The following is an 18,386-nucleotide window of genomic DNA, read 5'->3' on the forward strand; positions in this document are numbered from 1 at the left end:
TACAATTAACTGTACTTAACTTGATTAGTTTGCCGATCATAATCAGCAGTCAAAATCAGTTTTTTGTCAGCAGCATAAACTAAAACTTTTAAGTCTTGATTGGGGAAGTTTTTCCGAAAACCCTGAACTAAAGATGTTGCTAATGGTTTGACATCACTAGGACGAACTTGAGGAGAAATCACAACAGCTAGTTTATTATTATCCCGGACGTATGCATCCTGAACTAATCCTTGAGAAGTTTGGATAACCCAATTACCAAAACTCTGTCCCCCTGGAGTATTACCACGCTGTAATTCTGCATAAGTAACATCTCTACCAATGGCTGTTGGGGCATTTGCGCGGTCAGATGTCGTTGTTCCACCGCCGCAAGCAGTAGTTAAAGTCACTACTAAAATCAAGACAAAAGCAATCAATATTTGACGACTCTGCTGAAGCCGATTCATATTTTTATCTCCTCATAAATAAAGCACATTACATTTAACAATCCCTAAATTAAGGAATCTGTAATTTAGATAAATATCTCCGCAGCCCTTTATGGTTCGTAATTGCTTTGCGACTGCAACTACGAACTATATTATTTATCTAATCAATGTTTTTCTTAACACTATCTTTCACATCTTCAACAGCGTGTCTTACTTGACTTTCTGCCTGTTTTGCTTGACCCTCAGCTTGATCTTTTGGATCGCCAGTGACATTTCCTACGGCTTCTTGGGCTTTCCCTTCAATATTTTTAGCTGTGGCTTTTGCGCGTTCTTCTAAACTCATTGGAATGTTCCTCTGTGACTTAACTTACTCCTATAAGTTAGCTTAACCATTGGTTTAATTCTTCCGTCATAAGGTACATAAAGTAGATTTATTATCTATATAAAAAGATAGATATATAACTACTATTTAATTTTCAAATTATAATATGTAGGGTGGGCATTGCCCACCATATCTAGGATTCCTAGATATTCTATTTGATGAACTAAAAATCATTTTTTTAGAGGTTGCTTAAGCCATAAAATTATCATTACAATCCTACTAAGCGTGACGTAAATGATTTAGGAATTACGCAAAAAATCTCTCAAACTTTTATTTTCCTGTATCCTCTGTGGTTAGTTTTGACCTTACTTGTGGGTAAGTCCTGTAATTTATAATCGCCCTAGTTATGCTGCAAAATGTAAATTAACCTATCTGTATCCTTGCCACAAAGCCTCCTAACCTGATAATGAGAGTTAGGACAATTGCAGAAAGGTAGGTTACGATTCATGGCTTATTCATGGTTTAAAGCGTTTCACATTATTGGCTTTGTGGTTTGGTTTGCGGGTTTATTCTACCTAGTGAGGCTGTTTATCTACCACGTTGAAGCCAACCAGGAACCAGAACCAGCAAAAACGATACTGAAAAATCAGTATCAAATTATGGAAAAGCGTCTTTATGACATTATTACTACTCCAGGGATGTTTGTGACGATAGCAATGGCTATTGGTATCCTCTCTACCAACCCAGATTTGTTAAAAGAACCCTGGTTACATTTTAAATTAGGGTTTGTTGCCATTTTAATAGGCTATCATCATTATTGCGGTAGGTTGATGAAGCAATTAGCAACAGATGAATGTAAGTGGAGTGGTCAACATTTACGGGCTTTAAATGAAGCACCAACTCTTTTGTTAGTTGTGATTGTGATGTTGGCTATATTTAAGAATAATTTGCCTACAGACCTCACTGCTTGGTTAATTTTTGGTTTAGTGATTTTCATGGCTGCGAGTATTCAGATGTACGCCAAAATCCGCAGACGCAATAAGGAAAAGTTGATGGCTGAATTAAGTCAAGTCAATCAAGTTCCCCAAGCACAAAATTAAGATAAGTGGTGGGTAATTCCCACCCTACTTTTGAGGATAAAGGAGTTAAAAATAAAGATGATCAAGCAATTATTTAATAATCGTGTGGCTGTATTAGCAACAATGCACCATAAAGAAAAAGTAATTGCCCCTATTTTACAGCAAGCATTAGGAATTCAAGTCATTGTACCCCAAGATTTTAATACTGATGCTTTTGGTACTTTTACCAGAGATATAAAACGCCCAGGAACGCAAATTGCAGCGGCTAAATTAAAAGCTGAGAAAGCTATTGAAATTACAGGAAAAACTTTGGGGATAGCTAGTGAAGGTAGTTTTGCACCTCATCCTAGTTTTCCTTATATTTATGCTAACAGAGAAGTTATTGTTTTTTTAGATAAAGAGAATGATTTAGAAATTATTGGTGAGGTATTTTCAACAGACACTAATTTTAATTATCAGGTTGTTAAAAACTTACAAGAAGCAGAAGAATTTGCGCTAAAGGTTGGTTTTCCTGAACATGGTTTAGTAATTAGTTTTAAAAAATCAGATCATGAGACTCCTGAAATTCTTAAAGGTATTAATACTGGGGATAAATTGAGAGAGTCTGTAAATTTCGCTTTGAGTAATTCAGCTAATGGCAAGTTGCATATAGAAACAGATATGAGGGCGCTTTATAATCCTCAGCGGATGAAAAATATAGAAAAAGCTACTCAAGATTTACTAAATAAAATTAATAGCTGCTGTTCAAAATGTTCTACACCTGGATTTACTATAACTGAAACTCTCAAAGGATTGCCTTGTGCAAGTTGTCATCAACCTACTGCGTTGATTCGTGCGGTAGTTTACCAATGCAAAAAATGTAATTTCATGGAACAAAAGTTATTTCCTGATGGGATAAGTTTTGCTGATCCTGGTTTGTGTAATTATTGCAATCCTTAGATATAGCAATTTCCATTGTCATGAGGTACAAGCAGTAATAATTAAACGCAGCGCAGATAATTTTGTACTTCATTAGACTGGGAAATGCTATAAATACCTGCACTAAGATATAGCATGATGATCAAAAATAGGGAACAATAATAAATAAATCTGATCGGGGCTTTAATAAAGCCTCCTCCTGAACGGTTAATAACAAGAGGAGGTTTGAAGCTAAAGTCCGGTAGGGTAATCGGGCTACTTAATATTTAATATTTAATCTCTCCATATCCAGTCTTCCTTTAGACAGATAAATTTATTATTAATATGGCGATTTGGTATAATTTAAAAAAAATTCCCCCGTTGTCAGATATCAACAGGGGAAATGGGTTAAACTTCGTCAGGTGATCGGAATAGTTAATTATTTAGTATTTATGCTATGTATCTTCATTCCTCCATTAGATAGAGAAATTATTGATCAAGAAGAAGATGATTGTATAAAAATACTTATACAATTATGAAAATATAGCAGGTGACAGGAAGTGACAGATAAAAGTCTGAAAATTATCTTGGTGTCTAAGTTTTATCGTCAGTTTATGTCCTAACCACGAAAGTGGTTGCTATATTTGGAAAATCATAAAATTAACTCAAAAACCTCTCTCTTATCAAGAAAGAGGCTTTGAAAACCTCATGATAGTCGAGGAGTGAACATTAACTACCTTGGGTGGTGGTATTTTCGGGACCAGCAGTGACAATGATCAGGTTTTCTGGTTTGATTAATTCTGCAATTGCTTTCTGCACTTGAGTCATGGTTACTGCTTGAAGACGCTGGGGAAATTCGCGGAGTTCTGCGGTGGATAATCCCAAAATTGCATTTTCTAAAATGATGCTGGCCACTTGACTAGGACTAGCTAAATCTACAGGATAACTGTTGACAAGAGAACGTTTAGCTGTCTTAAATTCCGCTTCAGTTATACCTTGTTCCCGAAATTGTTTCAGTAAAGCTAGGGTGCTGGAAATTGCTTTTTGAGTGTCTTGGGGTGCTGTCTGCATGGAAATCACGAATGGGCCAGGATTAATACCCGCAGCAAAGCCACTGTAAATACCATAAGTCAAACCCAAGCGATCGCGCACTTCTGTTCCTAACCGACTCGATAAGGTATCACCACCCAAAATCTGATTAAGGATAAGTGCAGCATAAAAACGCGGATCTTTGCGAGAAATGCCGTTGTATCCTAGATATGTAACAGACTCTGTTTTCCCAGGAATTACTGTATTTAATTGTTGTGAATTGGATGGAAATGTTACAAATGGGAGGTTCAGCACTGGTGGTTTACCCTCAGCAATCCATTGACCAAAAGCTTTATTTAGCAAGGATTTAACTTGTGTTGGTTCAAAATCACCGACCAAAGTAATTGTTGTAGCATCAGGTCGATAGTGTTGTTGATAGAAACTCACCACATCTTCACGAGTGATATTCTGTAAACTCTCAATTGTGGGGAAACTATGGAAAGGATGATTTTTTGGGTAAATTGCTTGCTGAAATACTCTTCTTCCCATTCCTCTGGGGTCATCTAGTTGTACTTGAAGACTGGTTAATTCTCGTTGACGACTGAGTTCTAATTGGTCAGCAGGGAAGTTGGCATTTTGCAGCACATCTGCTATGGTTTGAATCAGTAGTGGTAAATTAGTCGATAATCCTTGACCGCTAATACTCACACCTTCACGACTAGAACTAAAATCTAACTCAGTTCCTTTGTCTTCTAATGTCTGCGCTAAAGTGAGAGCATCTTGAGTTTTAGTACCATTCATTAAGTTGGTAGCAGTCAAATTCGCTAAACCTGCTTTTTGATTATTATCAAACTCATTACCAGCGTTAATTTGTCCACTGATATTAATGGTGGGAAGGCTACGATCTTGTAAAAGCAGTACTTTCAAGCCATTGGCTAAGGTAAACTGTTCTGGTAAGGATTGTTGATTAGAATTGGTAGCTGATGTTGTCGGTGGCAGATATTTCGCTAATTCTGCGGGGTCTACCGGTTGACCTGGACTAAAGTTTTCCGTAGTCCGACCACCACCACTAGAAGTTCCTGGTTGACCATCTGCTTGAGTGGGTTCAAAGAAACCGATAGTTTGTTTTGCTGGGTTGAGGTAGGTTTTGGCTACTCGTTGGACATCTTGGGGAGTAACTTGAGCGATCGCACTCAAATACTTTTCTATATAATGATAATCTCCAGCAATAACTTGGTTATATGCCAATTGACTAGCTTGACTGCTAATATCCTGATTATTCAAAATAAAACTAGCTTGCAATTGGGTTTTAGCTCGGTTTAATTCTTCTGAAGTAACAGGTTGTTGTTGTAATTTTGTCAAAGATTGCTGAATCACATCCGCAATTTTCCTGATTTCTTGTTCGGGTGCAGCTGTGGCACTAATGTCATACCAACCCGGTTCTATCAGTTCCGCAGCGCTACCACTGACTGAACTAGCCAAGCCAGATTCTATCACGGCTTGATACAGACGAGAACTACGTCCACCTGTGAGAATCGCATCCATGACATCAATTGCGGGAACATCAGGATGTTTGATATCTGGTAACGGATAGACTGCTTGTAGTAATGCTGCGCTTCCCGGTTGTTTGAGAACAATTGGCGCTTTTTGAGGACTACTCACCGCAGTCACAGCAGGAGAAACTTTCACAGTCGTTTTTTTCCCTTTTGGTAGTTTGCCAAAAGTCGCTTGGATAGATTTCAGTGTCGGTTCGGTGGTAAAATCGCCTGTAACTACTAAAGTTGCATTATCAGGACTGTAGTAAGTTTGGTAATAATTGCGTACTTGTTCAACTGTGAATTTTTCAACATCTGCTTTTGTGCCTCCCACGGGTAAACCGTAAGCACGGTTAGGAAAAGCGGCTTTTCTGACTTCTCGATCTAAACGATATTCTGGTGAGTTTTCATATCCTTGTAACTCAGAAATGACTACACGCTTTTCACTGGTGAGTTCCTCTGAGCCTATTAAAGCATTTTTCATGCGATCGCTTTCCAGAGTCAACAGTGCTTCTAACTTATCTCGCTGCACCGTCCCAAAATAAGCAGTTTCATCAAAACTAGTAAAAGCATTAAACTGACTACCCAAAGCACTAAATAACCTGCCAAATTGCACCGGACGGTCAGAAGTACCTTTAAACATTAAATGTTCGAGTTGGTGAGAAATACCACTTTCTCCAGTTCCTTCATTGCGAGAACCAACTTTATACCAAACCTGCACACTTACCACAGGTGCAGTATGCACTTCTTTGGTGAGTACAGTTAAGCCATTTTCTAACACCGTTTTTTGTACCCCTTGGGTAAAAGAGAGTACTGCTGGTGTAGCAGCATTAGTGACGTTCCCGGAAAATGGCAAAATACTCAGGAAAAGGCTGAGAAACAAGCCTAAAAACATATATGAACGTAGTTTCATAAGCGGTGAATTGGAGACAACAAAACCCTGAAATATGGAGTAATACCGTTTCACATTAAAATTGATACAAATGGACAGACGCTATTAGGGAACACCAAAAAATAAATTACCCAAAAATCGTAGGGTGGGTTAGGACGGTAGTCCGTAACCCACCATCAATTTAGGGGATATGGGTTACGCTGGGCTTTACCCACCCTACTAAGCAAGTTTTCCCATTCCTCTAGTGTAGTCATGGAATTCTGATGTGAAGAGGAATAAACTAGTTACAATAAGTGATATCCATATTTGGTTGCAAGCAATGTTATGGAACGCGAAGCTTTAACAATCCGTTTTCCCTCTGAATTACTTGCCAAAGCCAGGAAACTCAAGAAAGATAAGGAATCTTTTAATGATTTAATCGTTGAGGCTGTAGAACGTGAGGTAAGACGTAGAAGAGGATGGGCTGCACATCAACGAATTATTGCCCGTAGCGAAACCATTAAAGCGAAAACCGGCATCCAACCAACTTCTACAGATATGATTCGCAGTCTCAGAGAGGGTGAAGACCGACGTGAATAGAGTTTTGTGCATAGATACCAGTGTTTGGATTCCTTACCTTGTCCCAGAAGTTTATCAAATTCAAGCCAGAACTCTAGTAACAGAAGCATTGAGCTTAAATATACGCTTAGTAACTCCCGCCTTTGCTTGGGTAGAAGTTGGCTTTGTACTACGTAAGAAAACCCGCATAGGAGTCATAACTAAGGAGGAAGCACAAGATTTTTTTGAGGACTTCTGTGAACTTCCCATTGATTACATTGAAGATGAAGTAATCAGGGTAAAAAGTTGGGAAATTGCCGAAAAATACAGTTTATCTACCCTTGATGATGCCGCATTTCTCGCGTGTGCTGAAATGAAATCTGCTGAGTTTTGGACAGCGGACGCTGCACTGGTTAGACAACTCACACCTAAACCTGATTATTTGCGAGAAATAGAGGAGATATAGCAATATTTTTACATAGATAAATGAACGGGAATATTATCTTAGAAACACCAAGGTTACTACTGCGTAATTTTGAAGATAAAGACATCAACAGCTTTATTGCTTATCGCAATGATCCTGAAGTCGCTAAATATCAAAGTTGGGATATACCTTACCCAGAAACAGCGGCCAGAGAGTTTCTAGAATATATGCAACAGGCAAAACCAGGGACTTTAGGTGAATGGTATCAATTAGGAATTGCACTCAAAAGCACAAATGAAATAATTGGAGATTGTGCTTTTTGTATCTTAGCTGAAGATGGACAACAGGCAGAAATTGGTTTTACCCTGTCACGTCAGTATCAAGGAAAAGGTTATGCAACAGAAGCCGTAACCTGTTTATTGGCATATTTATTTACAGAGTATAAATTGCATCGTGTCCGGGCAAATTGCGACTCGGCAAATATTGCATCTGTTCGACTCTTAGAACGTTTAGGAATGCGACAGGAAGGGCATTTTGTCAAGAGTTTGTGGTTTAAGGGTGAGTGGGTAGATGAGTTGTGGTTTGCTATTTTGCGTGAAGAATGGTAAAGATAATAAATCTGTTTATAAAATTACCGGAATAAGGTGCTACTCTGAGTATTTAGTACAAATACTAGTTATCGAAAGAAAGATATGTACTTAAATAAAATTCAACTTGAAAATGTTGGTCCTATAGACCGCTTAGAGATTGAGTTACCATTCAATAAAAATTCTCAGCCAAAACCTGTAATTATTGTAGGTGAAAATGGTTCAGGAAAAAGTATTTTTCTTTCCTATATTGTTAATGCCCTTCTATCTACTCAACAGGAACTTTTTGATAATTGTGAGGTTGAAAAAGGTAAAGTCTATAAAATACGTAGTCCAAGTTATATCAAAATTGGCTCAACATATTCTTTCGGAAAAATAGAATTTGAAGAAGAGTTCACTTGTTTTGAATGGCAACTTAATCGAACAAGAAAAGAACTTGAAGAGATTTATGGAATAACTCCAATTCATAAAGAATGGAATCAGATACCTGAAAACGAAAGTAGTTTTTTATATGCTAATTTTAACAGAGAAATCAAAAAATTAGAAGACCTTTATAATAGAAACTGCTTGCTTTACTTTCCAGCGAATAGATTTGAGGAGCCTGCATGGCTAAATTGGGATCATTTAAATTCTAAGGCTAGTTTTTCAGATATTATACATATACAAGGATTCTTAAATCGAAAAATCATCAATTACTCGCCACTAAACATCAATAAAAATTGGTTACTTGATATTCTTTATGATAGAAATGTATTAGAAATTAATGTTCAAAATATATTACTTCCGGTCTTACCTATTCAACAAACGTTTCCAATTTTTATGGGTTATGTTGGAGAAGGTACAAATATATACAATTCTGTTTTGCTAGTTTTAAAAAAGCTTTTTCAAAAAGAAGGTAATCTCAGATTTGGTATGGGAAAGAGAAATTTCCGAAATGTTGAATTGATATATGATGAAAAACAATTAGTACCAAACATATTCCAGCTTTCTACTGGAGAAACAGCACTTCTAAATCTCTTTCTAACAATATTGCGTGATTATGACTTATGCCCTTTAACTAAATTTGAGAGTCTTGATAAAATTCGTGGATTAGTTGTTATTGATGAAATTGACATACATCTTCATTCATTGCATCAAAGAAATATTCTTCCAGAACTTATAAGCCTATTCCCAGGTATTCAGTTCGTTATTACTTCACACTCTCCTTTATTCATACTTGGACTTGAAGAAAAATTAGGAACTGATGGCTTTAAGATTATTCAACTACCACAAGGTATTGAAATTACCTCAGAACAATTTAGTGAATTTGAAAAAGCTTATTCGTTTTTCAAAGCCACAAAAAAATATGATGAAGATATAAAGACAGAAGTTGAGAAATCAAATAAACCAGTTTTATTTGTAGAAGGTGATTACGATATTAGATATTTGAAAAAAGCGGCTGATTTATGTGGCAAAAAAGATACTTTAGAAAAATTAAATCTACAAGATTCTGGTGGATTTGGAAGTATTGACAAAGTGTGGAAACATTTTGATAGCAAGCTTGCTGAAATTACCCCACAGAAAATCCTTTTACTTTATGATTGTGACATTCAGAAAAAAACAGATAATAGAGGGAATGTATTTCGTAGAACTATGCGTAGTTTAGATGTCAATCCCATCAAAAAAGGTATTGAAAATCTTTTTAAGAGAGAATCTTTAGAAAAAGCCTTAAAAGAAAAACCAGCTTTCATTGACATAACCGAAGAATATCAAAAAACTGAAAGAGGTGAAAAAGTAACTGTTCCAGAAAAGTGGGAAGTAAATAAAGATGAGAAAAAAAATCTTTGCAATTGGTTATGCGAATATGGCACACGAGAAGATTTTGAAAATTTTATAGATGTATTTGAACTAATCGAAAAAATATTGGAATAAGTTTATTTTGATGAAGAAATTATCAGCTATAGCAATCCTAAATGATACGTGAGATTTCAATAAGCCTACAAAGCTTATAAAATAAGGATTTTTATCTACATATTTTCTCATATTTAAGGTAGGATTGCTATATAAATAGTTAATTATACACAGCAGAAGTCAGAAGTAAAATCTGTTTGATACTTGATTTTTGATTTAAATTTTCTACTTTCTACTTCATTTACCTACAATTTCCCACAAGTTTCTATTCACGCTTCTATTTTAATACTGGGGGATACTTGGATTTTTGGTAATGGTTTTAATGGGGTATTGATGGGAGAATAACGACAATAACAAATAACTACTGATTCAAAAGTACCCACAGGTAAATCGGGTACATATTCTTCTACCTTGGAAACTTCCCAATCACCAATTCTATAATGTGTACTTGCACCTGGAAATTCAGGATCTACATATTCTTCAATTTGACAAAATTCCTTGAGTCTATAACCTGGTTCGGGAATAGGCTTTTTAGAACCATCATAATGTTCAGCTAGGATATCAGTACAAGCCCCAGTATGAGATAGTAACATTTTTTCCCAGTTTTCTAACTGTCCTTTATCTGCTTTAAAAATAATATATTTACTCATTTTCTGATTCCTCATGATAATTAGGAAATTCTGTTTCACCTTCAAACACACAATCAACTTTGAGAATTTTATTATTAGTAGGTTCTACTTTCAATAATTCCCATCCGTATTTATCAGCCATTTCCTGACATTTATCTCTGTCTGTAGCTGCGTGTCTGGAAATTTTTTCGTCTTCTGTCATGGTGATTTTACTTGTTGAGACTTTTTGTTTTCGGCGATCGCTCTCTTGACAATCACCTTAGCCAATTGCGGAACACTGAGAAACTCTCTAGCAGCCCAATCTTCTAAGTATTTATATTCATCCTCTTCTATACGAATTGTCATTTGCGGTTTTTTGGAAGGCATATCTAACCATGATTCACTACTCCTAAATTATCGTTCTTATTAGTCTGATTGACTAATAATGAATTAAAGTAGTTACAGGTGAGGCACTTGTAAATATAATATTAACAGGTAATCTACTTGTCAACCATATCAAAACCTGACATTATAGCTAAAATAATATAATTAATACCTGACATTATCAAAAACATCATGACTACCAATATCCTGGATAACATTGATCTGCGGACGTTAGGTGAACTCCTGCAACAAGCCCGTAAAAAATGCGGCATGACTCAAGCAGATGCAGCCAAGATTATTGATGCTGCACGCACTACCATGATTGCAATTGAGAAAGGAGAACGTCGCCTCAAAGCCAATGAACTGATTAAACTTGCCCGTGCTTACGGACGTTCTGTAAGTGAATTTGTGCGATCGCGCCCCGTAGTGCAACCTCTTGAAGTACAGTTCCGGGCTGCTTATCAGCGCAGTCAAGAACAGCAAGCAGAAATTGAACCATTTATCTCTCAATTAGAGGAATTATGTCAAAATTACCTAGAACTTGAGAAAATCATGGATGCGCCAATACCGCGAAACTATCCTCTTGAGTATCAAGTAACTGATATGCCGATCAAATCTGCTGCGGAAAGTATAGCAGTAGCAGAACGTCAACGGCTGGGTTTAGGAGATGCCCCTATTTCCCAACTGCGGGACATCCTAGAACAAGATGTGGGTTTACGAATCTTCTATTTGCAGATGCCGCAAAAATACTCAGAAGTGTATAGCTATAACGAGCAAGTTGGCGGTTGTATGGCTATTAATGCCAATCATCCAGAGGAGCGCCGACGCTGGTCAATGGCGCATGGATATCTGCACTTTTTAGCGCATCGGCAAAAACCAGAGTTTCATTTTGATGGTCAATATCAACGATATCCTGAAAGTGAGCAACTAGCAGAAACTTTCCCCAAATATTTCTTGATGCCTACCAGTGGATTGTTGAAGCGGTTTAATGATATGTACCGTACTCATGGCAAATTCACACCGACTAATTTATTTACACTAGCGCATTACTATGGCGTTTCTGTTGAAGCCCTAGTTTATCGCTTAGAAGAAATGGAACTTTTGCCTTCAGGAACTTGGGATAAATTGCAAGATAGAGGTTTAAAAGTTAGAAAGGTACAAGAAGAACTAGGTTTAGAACAAATCCCGCAAAGGGTTGATATGATGCCTTTACATTATCAACACTTAGCAATTGAAGCACTAGATCAAGCCCTAATTACTGAAGGGCGTTTTGCTGAATTCCTCCATGTTGACCGCTTAGAAGCCCGTCGTATTGCCGAAGCATTACGGGAATATTCAAGCGGAATGATGGAAGAAGACACGGATTTTGATTTGCGTCAAATCCAAACTACTGGGAAGTAAGGTTAATTTATGCAAATTACTCACTCCCACGTTCTTCTTGATGCTTGCTGTATTTTCAACTTTTGTGCGTCGGGGCAATTTCTGGCAATTTTGAAATCTCTTCCTGCTGAAATTGTCGTGACTACAGTTGTGCAAGAACGCGAATTAAACACACTCCAAAAACTTCAGGAAGAAGAAAATGATGCTGTGTTAGAGTTTGAGGAAGCTATTCAAACAGGGTTATTAAAAGTTGTAGATTTTGAATCAGAAGCAGAGGAAGAATCATTTGTTAACTATGCTGCTGTTCTTGATGATGGTGAGTCTGCAAGCTGCGCGATCGCCTTTCATAGAGGATGGGCGATCGCAACTGATGATAAGGGAGCAATCAAATTTATACAAAGAACAGCACCACACATTCAGGTTATATCAACTCCAGAAATCATCAAACATTGGTCAGATGTAGAAAATATTGATTCTTCAACACTTCGTAATGTGCTTCAGGCAATTCGGTCAAAAGCGAACTATTCACCACCCAACGACCACCCTCTACGAAATTGGTGGACAAATGCTTCTTAATATTCCTCTCTCTGTGCCTCTGCGCCTCTGCGTGAGATAAAGAAGTCATAAAATTATTCAATAGTTCAAACCCTCACCAAAAACGCCCACCTATCAGCCGCTTCCTTAATAGTGAATAACCATAAAGAGTTTTAAATTCTTCCAAATTTTCATACAAATGTTAGTATTTTTAGCTCAGAAAAGGGAAAACTGGAAGTAGGTAACTCAGGTGTCTAAACTCTATGACCACAAACGATTATGAAGCGTCATGCTCCATACACCTGCAAGAGTGTAACAAACAGCTACACCTTGCCATTCCGTACCAAAAAATCTTGGCGAGAATTTTAGCTAAGGTTCGCGCCTTAATAAATCTAGAATCTTTGTGTTCGACTTCTTGTCAAGATATTTGTCGGCAATTGAAGACTGAAAGAGTGGCAATTTACCACTTCAATGCTGACTGGAGTGGTAGTTTCATCAATCGTTTTGGCTTTGCAGAACCTCCCTGGAATACACTAACCGCTTTTGGACAGGATTTGGTGTGGGAAGATTCGCATTTGCAAGAAACTCAGGGAGGACGATATCGCAAAAATGAGCCATTTGCTGTAGCTGATATTTATGATGCCGGACACGCTCGTTGTCATATTGAAGTGTTAGAACAGTTTCAAATTCGGGCGTATGCGATCGCACCTATTTTCGTTGGTGCAAAGCTATGGGGTTTGCTTGCAGCCTATCAACACTCTACTCCTCGACCATGGCATCATCACGAAGTCGAATTTTTAGCCCAAGCTGCCAGCCATCTTGGTATAGCCATGCAGCAAGCCGAAATCCTCGAACAAACCAAACAACGCACCGCAGAACTCCAAGATGCAATTGCCCGACAACGTGCCTTGGCGGAAGTGGTGGGTAATATTCGCTCCTCTCTCGACCCTAAATTTATTTTAGACACTGCCTGTCAGGAACTCTGCAAACTCCTGAAGCTAGAACGAGCAGCAGTGTATCGTTTTAATGAAGACTGGAGTGGTGAATTTGTCAGTCAATTCGGCATGGTTGAGGCACGGTGGGATAGAATCAACAAGTTTGGCAAAAATCTCGTTTGGGAAGATACCCACCTGCAAGAAACCAAAGGCGGGCGCTACCGCAATAATGAAAGTTTTGCTGTTACTGATATTTACCAAGTCGGTCACTCCCGTTGTCACCTAGATATTTTGGAGCAATTCAAGATTCGAGCTTATGCCTTAGCGCCCATCTTCATCGGGCCAAAACTTTGGGGAATAATTGCCGCCTATCAACACTCCGGGCCACGTCAATGGGCAAATTATGAAGTTGAGTTTCTGGCACAGGTGGGAGCGCAATTGGGTGTTGCACTTCAGCAATCTGAGAATTTAGCTCAATCGAAACAACAGGCTTCTGCCCTTCAAGATGCGATCGCTCGTCAACGCGCATTGACTGAAGTTGTCGGCAAAATTCGCTCCTCCCTAGATATAGATTTGATCCTGAAAACCACTTGTCAAGAAGTTTGTAAACTGCTGCGAGTGGAACGAGTCGGCGTTTATCGTTTTTATGAAGACTGGAGTGGCGAATTTGTTAGTCATTTCGGCATGGTAGAAGCACAGTGGGACAGTATCAATCCATTTGGCAAAAACCTCGTTTGGGAAGATACCCACCTGCAAGAGACAAAAGGTGGACGCTACCGCAACAACGAGCATTTTGCCGTCAACGATATTTACCAAGTTGGACACTCCCGTTGTCACCTAGATATTTTGGAGCAATTCAAAATTCGTGCCTATGCCTTGACTCCAATTTTTGTAGGCCGAAACCTATGGGGATTGCTGGCAGGTTATCAACATTCTGCACCGCGTCAGTGGGAAAATGTGGAAGTAGAATTTTTGGGACAAGTTGCCAGCCAACTGGGAGTAGCACTGCAAAGTTCTCAAATGGTGACCCAAATCCAAACTCGCGCTAATGAAATGCAACAATCGGCTGAACAGCGCCGAATTTTATTTGATTTAGTCGTCAAAATTCGTGAATCCTTGGATTTGGAAACGATCTTAAACACCACAGTTCAAGAAGTCAGGCGATCGCTACAAGCAGATCGAGTCGGCATCTTCTCTTTCGACCCTGATGCCGGTTTTTGCAGTGGTGAATTTATCGCCGAAGATGTATTACCCAAGTTTGATTCTGCCCTCTCCGTCAAAGTGCAAGACTATTGCTTCGGCGACCAATACGCACCGCAATATCGTCAAGTGCAAGTGATATCTGATGTCAACAGCGTTGGCTCCAAAGTACCTCATCTTGACGTGATTGAACGATTCCAAGTCAAAGCCCAGATTCTTGTACCATTGATGGAAGGTGATGATCTGTGGGGGTTATTGTGCATTCACCAATGTACTCATGCCCGTCATTGGGAAGAAGCCGAATTGGAATTTGTCACCCAAGTAGCCGCTCAAATCAGTGTAGCCCTCCGTCAAGCTAACTTGTTTCAACAATCGAGTTTACTTGGTCAAACCCGTGAAGAAGCCAATCAACTTGCCCAGGCACTGAATGAGTTGCGTACAGCCCAAATGCAAATTATCCACGCGGAAAAAATGGCCAGCTTAGGGCAACTGGTGGCAGGAGTAGCCCACGAAATTAATAACCCGATCAATTTCATCCACGGTAACTTGGTACACGCCCACCAATATACCCAAGAATTGCTTCGCTATTTAGAGCTTTATCGGCATTATCATCCCAATGCTGCACCAGAAATACAAGAGTTTTTACAAACAACCGAAATAGAGTTTTTATTCGACGACTTACCTAAACTATTCAAGTCTATGAAGGTAGGCACAGATCGCATTCGCGAAATTGTCACCTCTCTGCGGAACTTCTCCCGCTTAGATGAAGCAGACTTCAAAACAGCAAATATTCACGAAGGCATCGACAGCACATTGATGATTTTGCAAAACCGCTTGAAGCCCTCAGCCGATAGCCCCACCATTAATATCACCAAAGACTATGATACTTTACCGCCGATAGAATGCTATCCCGGTCAGTTAAATCAGGTATTTATGAATTTGCTATCCAATGCCATTGATGCCTTAGAAGAACGAAACGCAGAAATTACTCCCCAAGAGATGGCAGCCAACCCCAGCGAAATCCGCATCTCTACCTCCCTGCTGAATAAAGACTGGATTGCCATTCGGATTGCCGACAACGGACTCGGCATTGATGAAAAGGTAATCTCTCGACTGTTCGATCCCTTTTTTACCACTAAGGTTGTTGGTAAAGGTACGGGACTAGGGCTTTCTATCAGCTATCAGATTGTCACAGATAAACATAAAGGCAAAATCTACTGCCAATCTGAACTTGGTAAAGGCACAGAGTTTGTAGTTGAACTGCCGATTCGTCGGGCGACAATTAAAAAACCCGTAAATAGGACGGTGTAAATAATTCTAGAGTTGTAGTGAGGTCTTTAGACCTCTTTTCGAGACTTTGCTATGGGTAGAAAAAAGGTGGTAATATCATGTCCGCCTAATCACTTATCAAAAAAAAATCTCCGCGTAAGAGCGTCCCCGTGTCAGTCTAAATGATAAGTATATCTCTGACGAGACGCTACGCGAACAACCGGACATGATATAGTTCCCCACCGATAAATTAAACCTCAACCCCCAAAACCCTCACCAAAAACCCCCACTTATCCGCTGCTTCTTCAATAATTTTCGCCGTTGGTTTACCCGCACCATGTCCCGCTTTCGTCTCAATTCTAATCAACACCGGCACATCACCAACATGACATTCTTGCAAAGCCGCAGCAAACTTAAAACTATGGGCAGGAACTACTCTATCATCATGATCTGCGGTAGTAATTAAAGTAGCAGGGTAAGTAGTCCCCGGCTGCAAATTATGCAACGGTGAATAACCATAGAGAGTTTTAAATTCTTCCGCATTTTCCGAAGAACCATATTCAGCCACCCAAGCCCAACCAATAGTAAATTGATGGAAACGCAACATATCCATGACGCCAACTGCGGGTAAAGCAGCAGCAAATAAATCAGGGCGTTGTGTCATACAAGCACCCACCAACAAACCACCATTACTACCACCACCAATAGCTAACTTTTTAGATTGGGTGTAATTATTAGTAATTAACCATTCAGCCGCCGCAATAAAATCATCAAACACATTTTGCTTTTTCTCCTTCATTCCTGCTTGATGCCATTCTTCCCCATATTCACCACCACCGCGCAAATTAGGTACAGCATACACACCACCCATTTCCAGCCATACCAAGAGACTTACAGAAAAATTAGGTGTTAATGAAATATTAAAACCACCATATCCATAGAGATAAGTTGGGTTATTGCTATCTAATTTAATGCCTTTTTTGTGAGTGATAAACATCGGCACTTGTGTACCGTCTTTGCTTTTATAAAAAACCTGTTTAGTCTCATATTCATCAGGATTAAAATCTACCTTGGGCTGACGGAAAAGTTCACTTTTTCCCGTTTTCATATCGTAGCGGTAGATAGTTCCTGGTGTGGTAAAGCTGGTGAAACTATAAAAAGTTTCTGTATCATGACGCTTACCGCTAAATCCACCAGCAGCACCAATTCCAGGTAACTCTACTTCTCTGATAAAGTTACCATTCAGGTCAAATATTTTAATTTGACTATGAGCATCTTGGAGATAATCAGCGACAAATTGATTATTTAAAATACCTACACTTTCTAATGTTTCTGCTGTTTGGGGAATAATTTCTTGCCGATTTTCTAAATTGGTATTTTGAATATCAATAGCAATAACTCTGCCTCTAGAAGCATTTAAATCGGTGCGAAAATAGAAAACATGATCATCGTTATCAATAAAGCTATAATCTGCTTCAAATTGGTTAATTAGTTCGACAACTTCCAAATTAGGGTTAGCCAAATCTTTGTAAAAAACCAAGTTTCTAGAATCAGTTCCCAACCAAACAGAAATAATCAAATATTTGCCATCTTCTGTAACTTCACCACTAAAACCCCATTCTTTTTCGTTAGGACGATGATAAATTAAGATATCATTTGCTTGAGGCGTGCCAAGTTTATGATAATAAAGCTTTTGATAATAATTAACATCTGTCTTGGAAAATTGCTCCTCTTGTGAAGACCCTAAGACCGCATTTTCCGCTTCTAAATTGTTTTTTTCATGTGGTTCATCATAACGACTATAGAAAAACCCTTCATGATCATGAGTCCAAGATGCACCAGAAAATTTAATCCATTGTAAATGGTCTTTTAAATCTTCACCTGTTTCAATATCTCTAACTTTCCATTCTTGCCAATCTGAACCAGAAGTAGATAAACCATAAGCTAAAAGTTTACCATTTTCACTAATTGCAATTCCCGAAAGAGCAACTGTGCCATCTTCTGAAAGTTTATTAGGGTCAAGTAAAACTCTAGGTTCTGCCTCTAAGCAGGGGAGAGTATAGAGAACACTTTGGTTTTGCAGTCCATCATTTTTGAAATAAAAGTAAGTTTCACCTTCTTTAAAGGGAATACCATATTTTTCATAATCCCAAAGTTTGGTAAGACGCTGTTTAATTTTTTCCCTAGCAGGAATTTCATTCAAATAATCAAAAGTAACTTGATTTTGTGCCTCAACCCAAGCTTTTGTATCCTCAGAATCTGGATCTTCTAAAGCACGGTAAGGATCTGCAACTACAGTACCGTGATAATCATCAACTTGATTGCTTTTGTTCGTATTAGGATAGGAGAGGGGTTTTTTAGAGTCAGACATAGTTATAGAAATGATTGCCATGTATTCTCTATTCTCCCCATATCCCCATTTTTAGGCTACTACTCAGGAATAGAAATTGGAGACAGAAGAG

General features: G+C 38.5%; 16 protein-coding genes. 9 read left to right on the forward strand and 7 right to left on the reverse strand.

Annotation, left to right across the window (positions count from 1 at the left end; all coding sequences use genetic code 11):
• Positions 1-5: 5 nt before the first annotated feature.
• Together H6G59_RS08790 and H6G59_RS08795 are read right to left on the reverse strand one after the other, a co-directional pair.
• Complete coding sequence (locus H6G59_RS08790; protein ID WP_190713479.1) at positions 6-443, reverse strand: hypothetical protein; 438 nt, start codon at positions 441-443, stop codon at positions 6-8.
• A 139-nt stretch (positions 444-582) separates the two neighbouring features.
• Entirely contained in the window at positions 583-765 is a 183-nt protein-coding gene (locus H6G59_RS08795; RefSeq protein ID WP_190713481.1) for a CsbD family protein, read from the reverse strand.
• A 485-nt stretch (positions 766-1,250) separates the two neighbouring features.
• Between H6G59_RS08795 and hemJ the strand changes: the two genes are divergently transcribed.
• Together hemJ and H6G59_RS08805 are read left to right on the forward strand one after the other, a co-directional pair.
• Positions 1,251-1,844 (forward strand): protoporphyrinogen oxidase HemJ, encoded by a 594-nt coding sequence (gene hemJ, locus H6G59_RS08800; protein WP_190713483.1) that lies wholly within the window; start codon positions 1,251-1,253, stop codon positions 1,842-1,844.
• Positions 1,845-1,901: 57 nt separating this feature from the next.
• Positions 1,902-2,762, forward strand: coding sequence for a DUF6671 family protein (locus H6G59_RS08805; RefSeq protein WP_190713485.1), 861 nt, complete (start codon positions 1,902-1,904; stop codon positions 2,760-2,762).
• A gap of 687 nt (positions 2,763-3,449) precedes the next feature.
• Here H6G59_RS08805 and H6G59_RS08810 read toward each other — a convergent pair.
• Complete coding sequence (locus H6G59_RS08810) at positions 3,450-6,197, reverse strand: M16 family metallopeptidase (RefSeq protein WP_242038829.1); 2,748 nt, start codon at positions 6,195-6,197, stop codon at positions 3,450-3,452.
• 303 nt (positions 6,198-6,500) lie between these two features.
• Between H6G59_RS08810 and H6G59_RS08815 the strand changes: the two genes are divergently transcribed.
• The 4 genes from H6G59_RS08815 (at position 6,501) to H6G59_RS08830 (ending at position 9,635) form a co-directional block, all read left to right on the forward strand.
• Positions 6,501-6,755 carry a YlcI/YnfO family protein gene (locus H6G59_RS08815; protein WP_190713486.1) on the forward strand — a complete coding sequence of 85 codons (255 nt, stop codon included), beginning with the start codon at positions 6,501-6,503 and terminating at the stop codon, positions 6,753-6,755.
• Positions 6,748-7,179 carry a PIN domain-containing protein gene (locus H6G59_RS08820; protein ID WP_190713488.1) on the forward strand — a complete coding sequence of 144 codons (432 nt, stop codon included), beginning with the start codon at positions 6,748-6,750 and terminating at the stop codon, positions 7,177-7,179. The genes H6G59_RS08815 and H6G59_RS08820 overlap by 8 nt, the downstream gene beginning before the upstream one ends.
• A 20-nt stretch (positions 7,180-7,199) precedes the next feature.
• Positions 7,200-7,745 (forward strand): GNAT family N-acetyltransferase, encoded by a 546-nt coding sequence (locus tag H6G59_RS08825; protein ID WP_190713490.1) that lies wholly within the window; start codon positions 7,200-7,202, stop codon positions 7,743-7,745.
• Positions 7,746-7,829: 84 nt separating this feature from the next.
• A complete protein-coding gene (locus H6G59_RS08830) occupies positions 7,830-9,635 on the forward strand; it encodes an AAA family ATPase (RefSeq protein WP_190713492.1) in 1,806 nt (601 codons plus the stop codon).
• Positions 9,636-9,883: 248 nt separating this feature from the next.
• On the opposite strand, the gene H6G59_RS08835 is transcribed toward H6G59_RS08830, so the two are convergent.
• The 3 genes from H6G59_RS08835 to H6G59_RS08845 are packed head-to-tail and all read right to left on the reverse strand — an operon-like array spanning position 9,884 to position 10,609.
• Entirely contained in the window at positions 9,884-10,264 is a 381-nt protein-coding gene (locus H6G59_RS08835) for a hypothetical protein (RefSeq protein ID WP_168646018.1), read from the reverse strand.
• The gene (locus tag H6G59_RS08840; protein ID WP_190713494.1) at positions 10,257-10,445 is read right to left on the reverse strand and encodes a hypothetical protein; all 189 of its coding nucleotides are present in this window, start codon (positions 10,443-10,445) and stop codon (positions 10,257-10,259) included. The genes H6G59_RS08835 and H6G59_RS08840 overlap by 8 nt, the downstream gene beginning before the upstream one ends.
• Positions 10,442-10,609 (reverse strand): hypothetical protein, encoded by a 168-nt coding sequence (locus tag H6G59_RS08845; protein WP_168646016.1) that lies wholly within the window; start codon positions 10,607-10,609, stop codon positions 10,442-10,444. The genes H6G59_RS08840 and H6G59_RS08845 overlap by 4 nt, the downstream gene beginning before the upstream one ends.
• Positions 10,610-10,798: 189 nt before the next feature.
• On the opposite strand from H6G59_RS08845, the gene H6G59_RS08850 reads away from it, so the two are divergent.
• The 3 genes from H6G59_RS08850 (at position 10,799) to H6G59_RS08860 (ending at position 15,966) form a co-directional block, all read left to right on the forward strand.
• Entirely contained in the window at positions 10,799-12,007 is a 1,209-nt protein-coding gene (locus H6G59_RS08850; RefSeq protein ID WP_190713497.1) for an XRE family transcriptional regulator, read from the forward strand.
• A gap of 9 nt (positions 12,008-12,016) precedes the next feature.
• The gene (locus H6G59_RS08855) at positions 12,017-12,562 is read left to right on the forward strand and encodes a hypothetical protein (protein ID WP_190713499.1); all 546 of its coding nucleotides are present in this window, start codon (positions 12,017-12,019) and stop codon (positions 12,560-12,562) included.
• Positions 12,563-12,783: 221 nt separating this feature from the next.
• Positions 12,784-15,966 (forward strand): GAF domain-containing sensor histidine kinase, encoded by a 3,183-nt coding sequence (locus tag H6G59_RS08860; protein ID WP_190713501.1) that lies wholly within the window; start codon positions 12,784-12,786, stop codon positions 15,964-15,966.
• A gap of 208 nt (positions 15,967-16,174) precedes the next feature.
• On the opposite strand, the gene H6G59_RS08865 is transcribed toward H6G59_RS08860, so the two are convergent.
• Positions 16,175-18,295 (reverse strand): prolyl oligopeptidase family serine peptidase, encoded by a 2,121-nt coding sequence (locus H6G59_RS08865; RefSeq protein ID WP_190713503.1) that lies wholly within the window; start codon positions 18,293-18,295, stop codon positions 16,175-16,177.
• Positions 18,296-18,386: the final 91 nt, after the last annotated feature.

The sequence above is a fragment of the Anabaena lutea FACHB-196 genome, assembly GCF_014698305.1.
Classification (GTDB): Bacteria; Cyanobacteriota; Cyanobacteriia; order Cyanobacteriales; family Nostocaceae; genus Anabaena; species Anabaena lutea.

Excerpts from the sequence above, each read along its gene's own strand:
- H6G59_RS08790 (WP_190713479.1), bottom strand. The coding sequence starts at position 443 with ATGAATCGGCTTCAGCAGAGTCGTCAAATATTGATTGCTTTTGTCTTG.
- H6G59_RS08795 (WP_190713481.1), bottom strand. The coding sequence starts at position 765 with ATGAGTTTAGAAGAACGCGCAAAAGCCACAGCTAAAAATATTGAAGGG.
- hemJ (WP_190713483.1), top strand. The coding sequence starts at position 1,251 with ATGGCTTATTCATGGTTTAAAGCGTTTCACATTATTGGCTTTGTGGTT.
- H6G59_RS08805 (WP_190713485.1), top strand. The coding sequence starts at position 1,902 with ATGATCAAGCAATTATTTAATAATCGTGTGGCTGTATTAGCAACAATG.
- H6G59_RS08810 (WP_242038829.1), bottom strand. The coding sequence starts at position 6,197 with ATGAAACTACGTTCATATATGTTTTTAGGCTTGTTTCTCAGCCTTTTC.
- H6G59_RS08815 (WP_190713486.1), top strand. The coding sequence starts at position 6,501 with ATGGAACGCGAAGCTTTAACAATCCGTTTTCCCTCTGAATTACTTGCC.
- H6G59_RS08825 (WP_190713490.1), top strand. The coding sequence starts at position 7,200 with ATGAACGGGAATATTATCTTAGAAACACCAAGGTTACTACTGCGTAAT.
- H6G59_RS08830 (WP_190713492.1), top strand. The coding sequence starts at position 7,830 with ATGTACTTAAATAAAATTCAACTTGAAAATGTTGGTCCTATAGACCGC.
- H6G59_RS08835 (WP_168646018.1), bottom strand. The coding sequence starts at position 10,264 with ATGAGTAAATATATTATTTTTAAAGCAGATAAAGGACAGTTAGAAAAC.
- H6G59_RS08840 (WP_190713494.1), bottom strand. The coding sequence starts at position 10,445 with ATGACAGAAGACGAAAAAATTTCCAGACACGCAGCTACAGACAGAGAT.
- H6G59_RS08845 (WP_168646016.1), bottom strand. The coding sequence starts at position 10,609 with ATGCCTTCCAAAAAACCGCAAATGACAATTCGTATAGAAGAGGATGAA.
- H6G59_RS08850 (WP_190713497.1), top strand. The coding sequence starts at position 10,799 with ATGACTACCAATATCCTGGATAACATTGATCTGCGGACGTTAGGTGAA.
- H6G59_RS08855 (WP_190713499.1), top strand. The coding sequence starts at position 12,017 with ATGCAAATTACTCACTCCCACGTTCTTCTTGATGCTTGCTGTATTTTC.
- H6G59_RS08860 (WP_190713501.1), top strand. The coding sequence starts at position 12,784 with ATGACCACAAACGATTATGAAGCGTCATGCTCCATACACCTGCAAGAG.
- H6G59_RS08865 (WP_190713503.1), bottom strand. The coding sequence starts at position 18,295 with ATGTCTGACTCTAAAAAACCCCTCTCCTATCCTAATACGAACAAAAGC.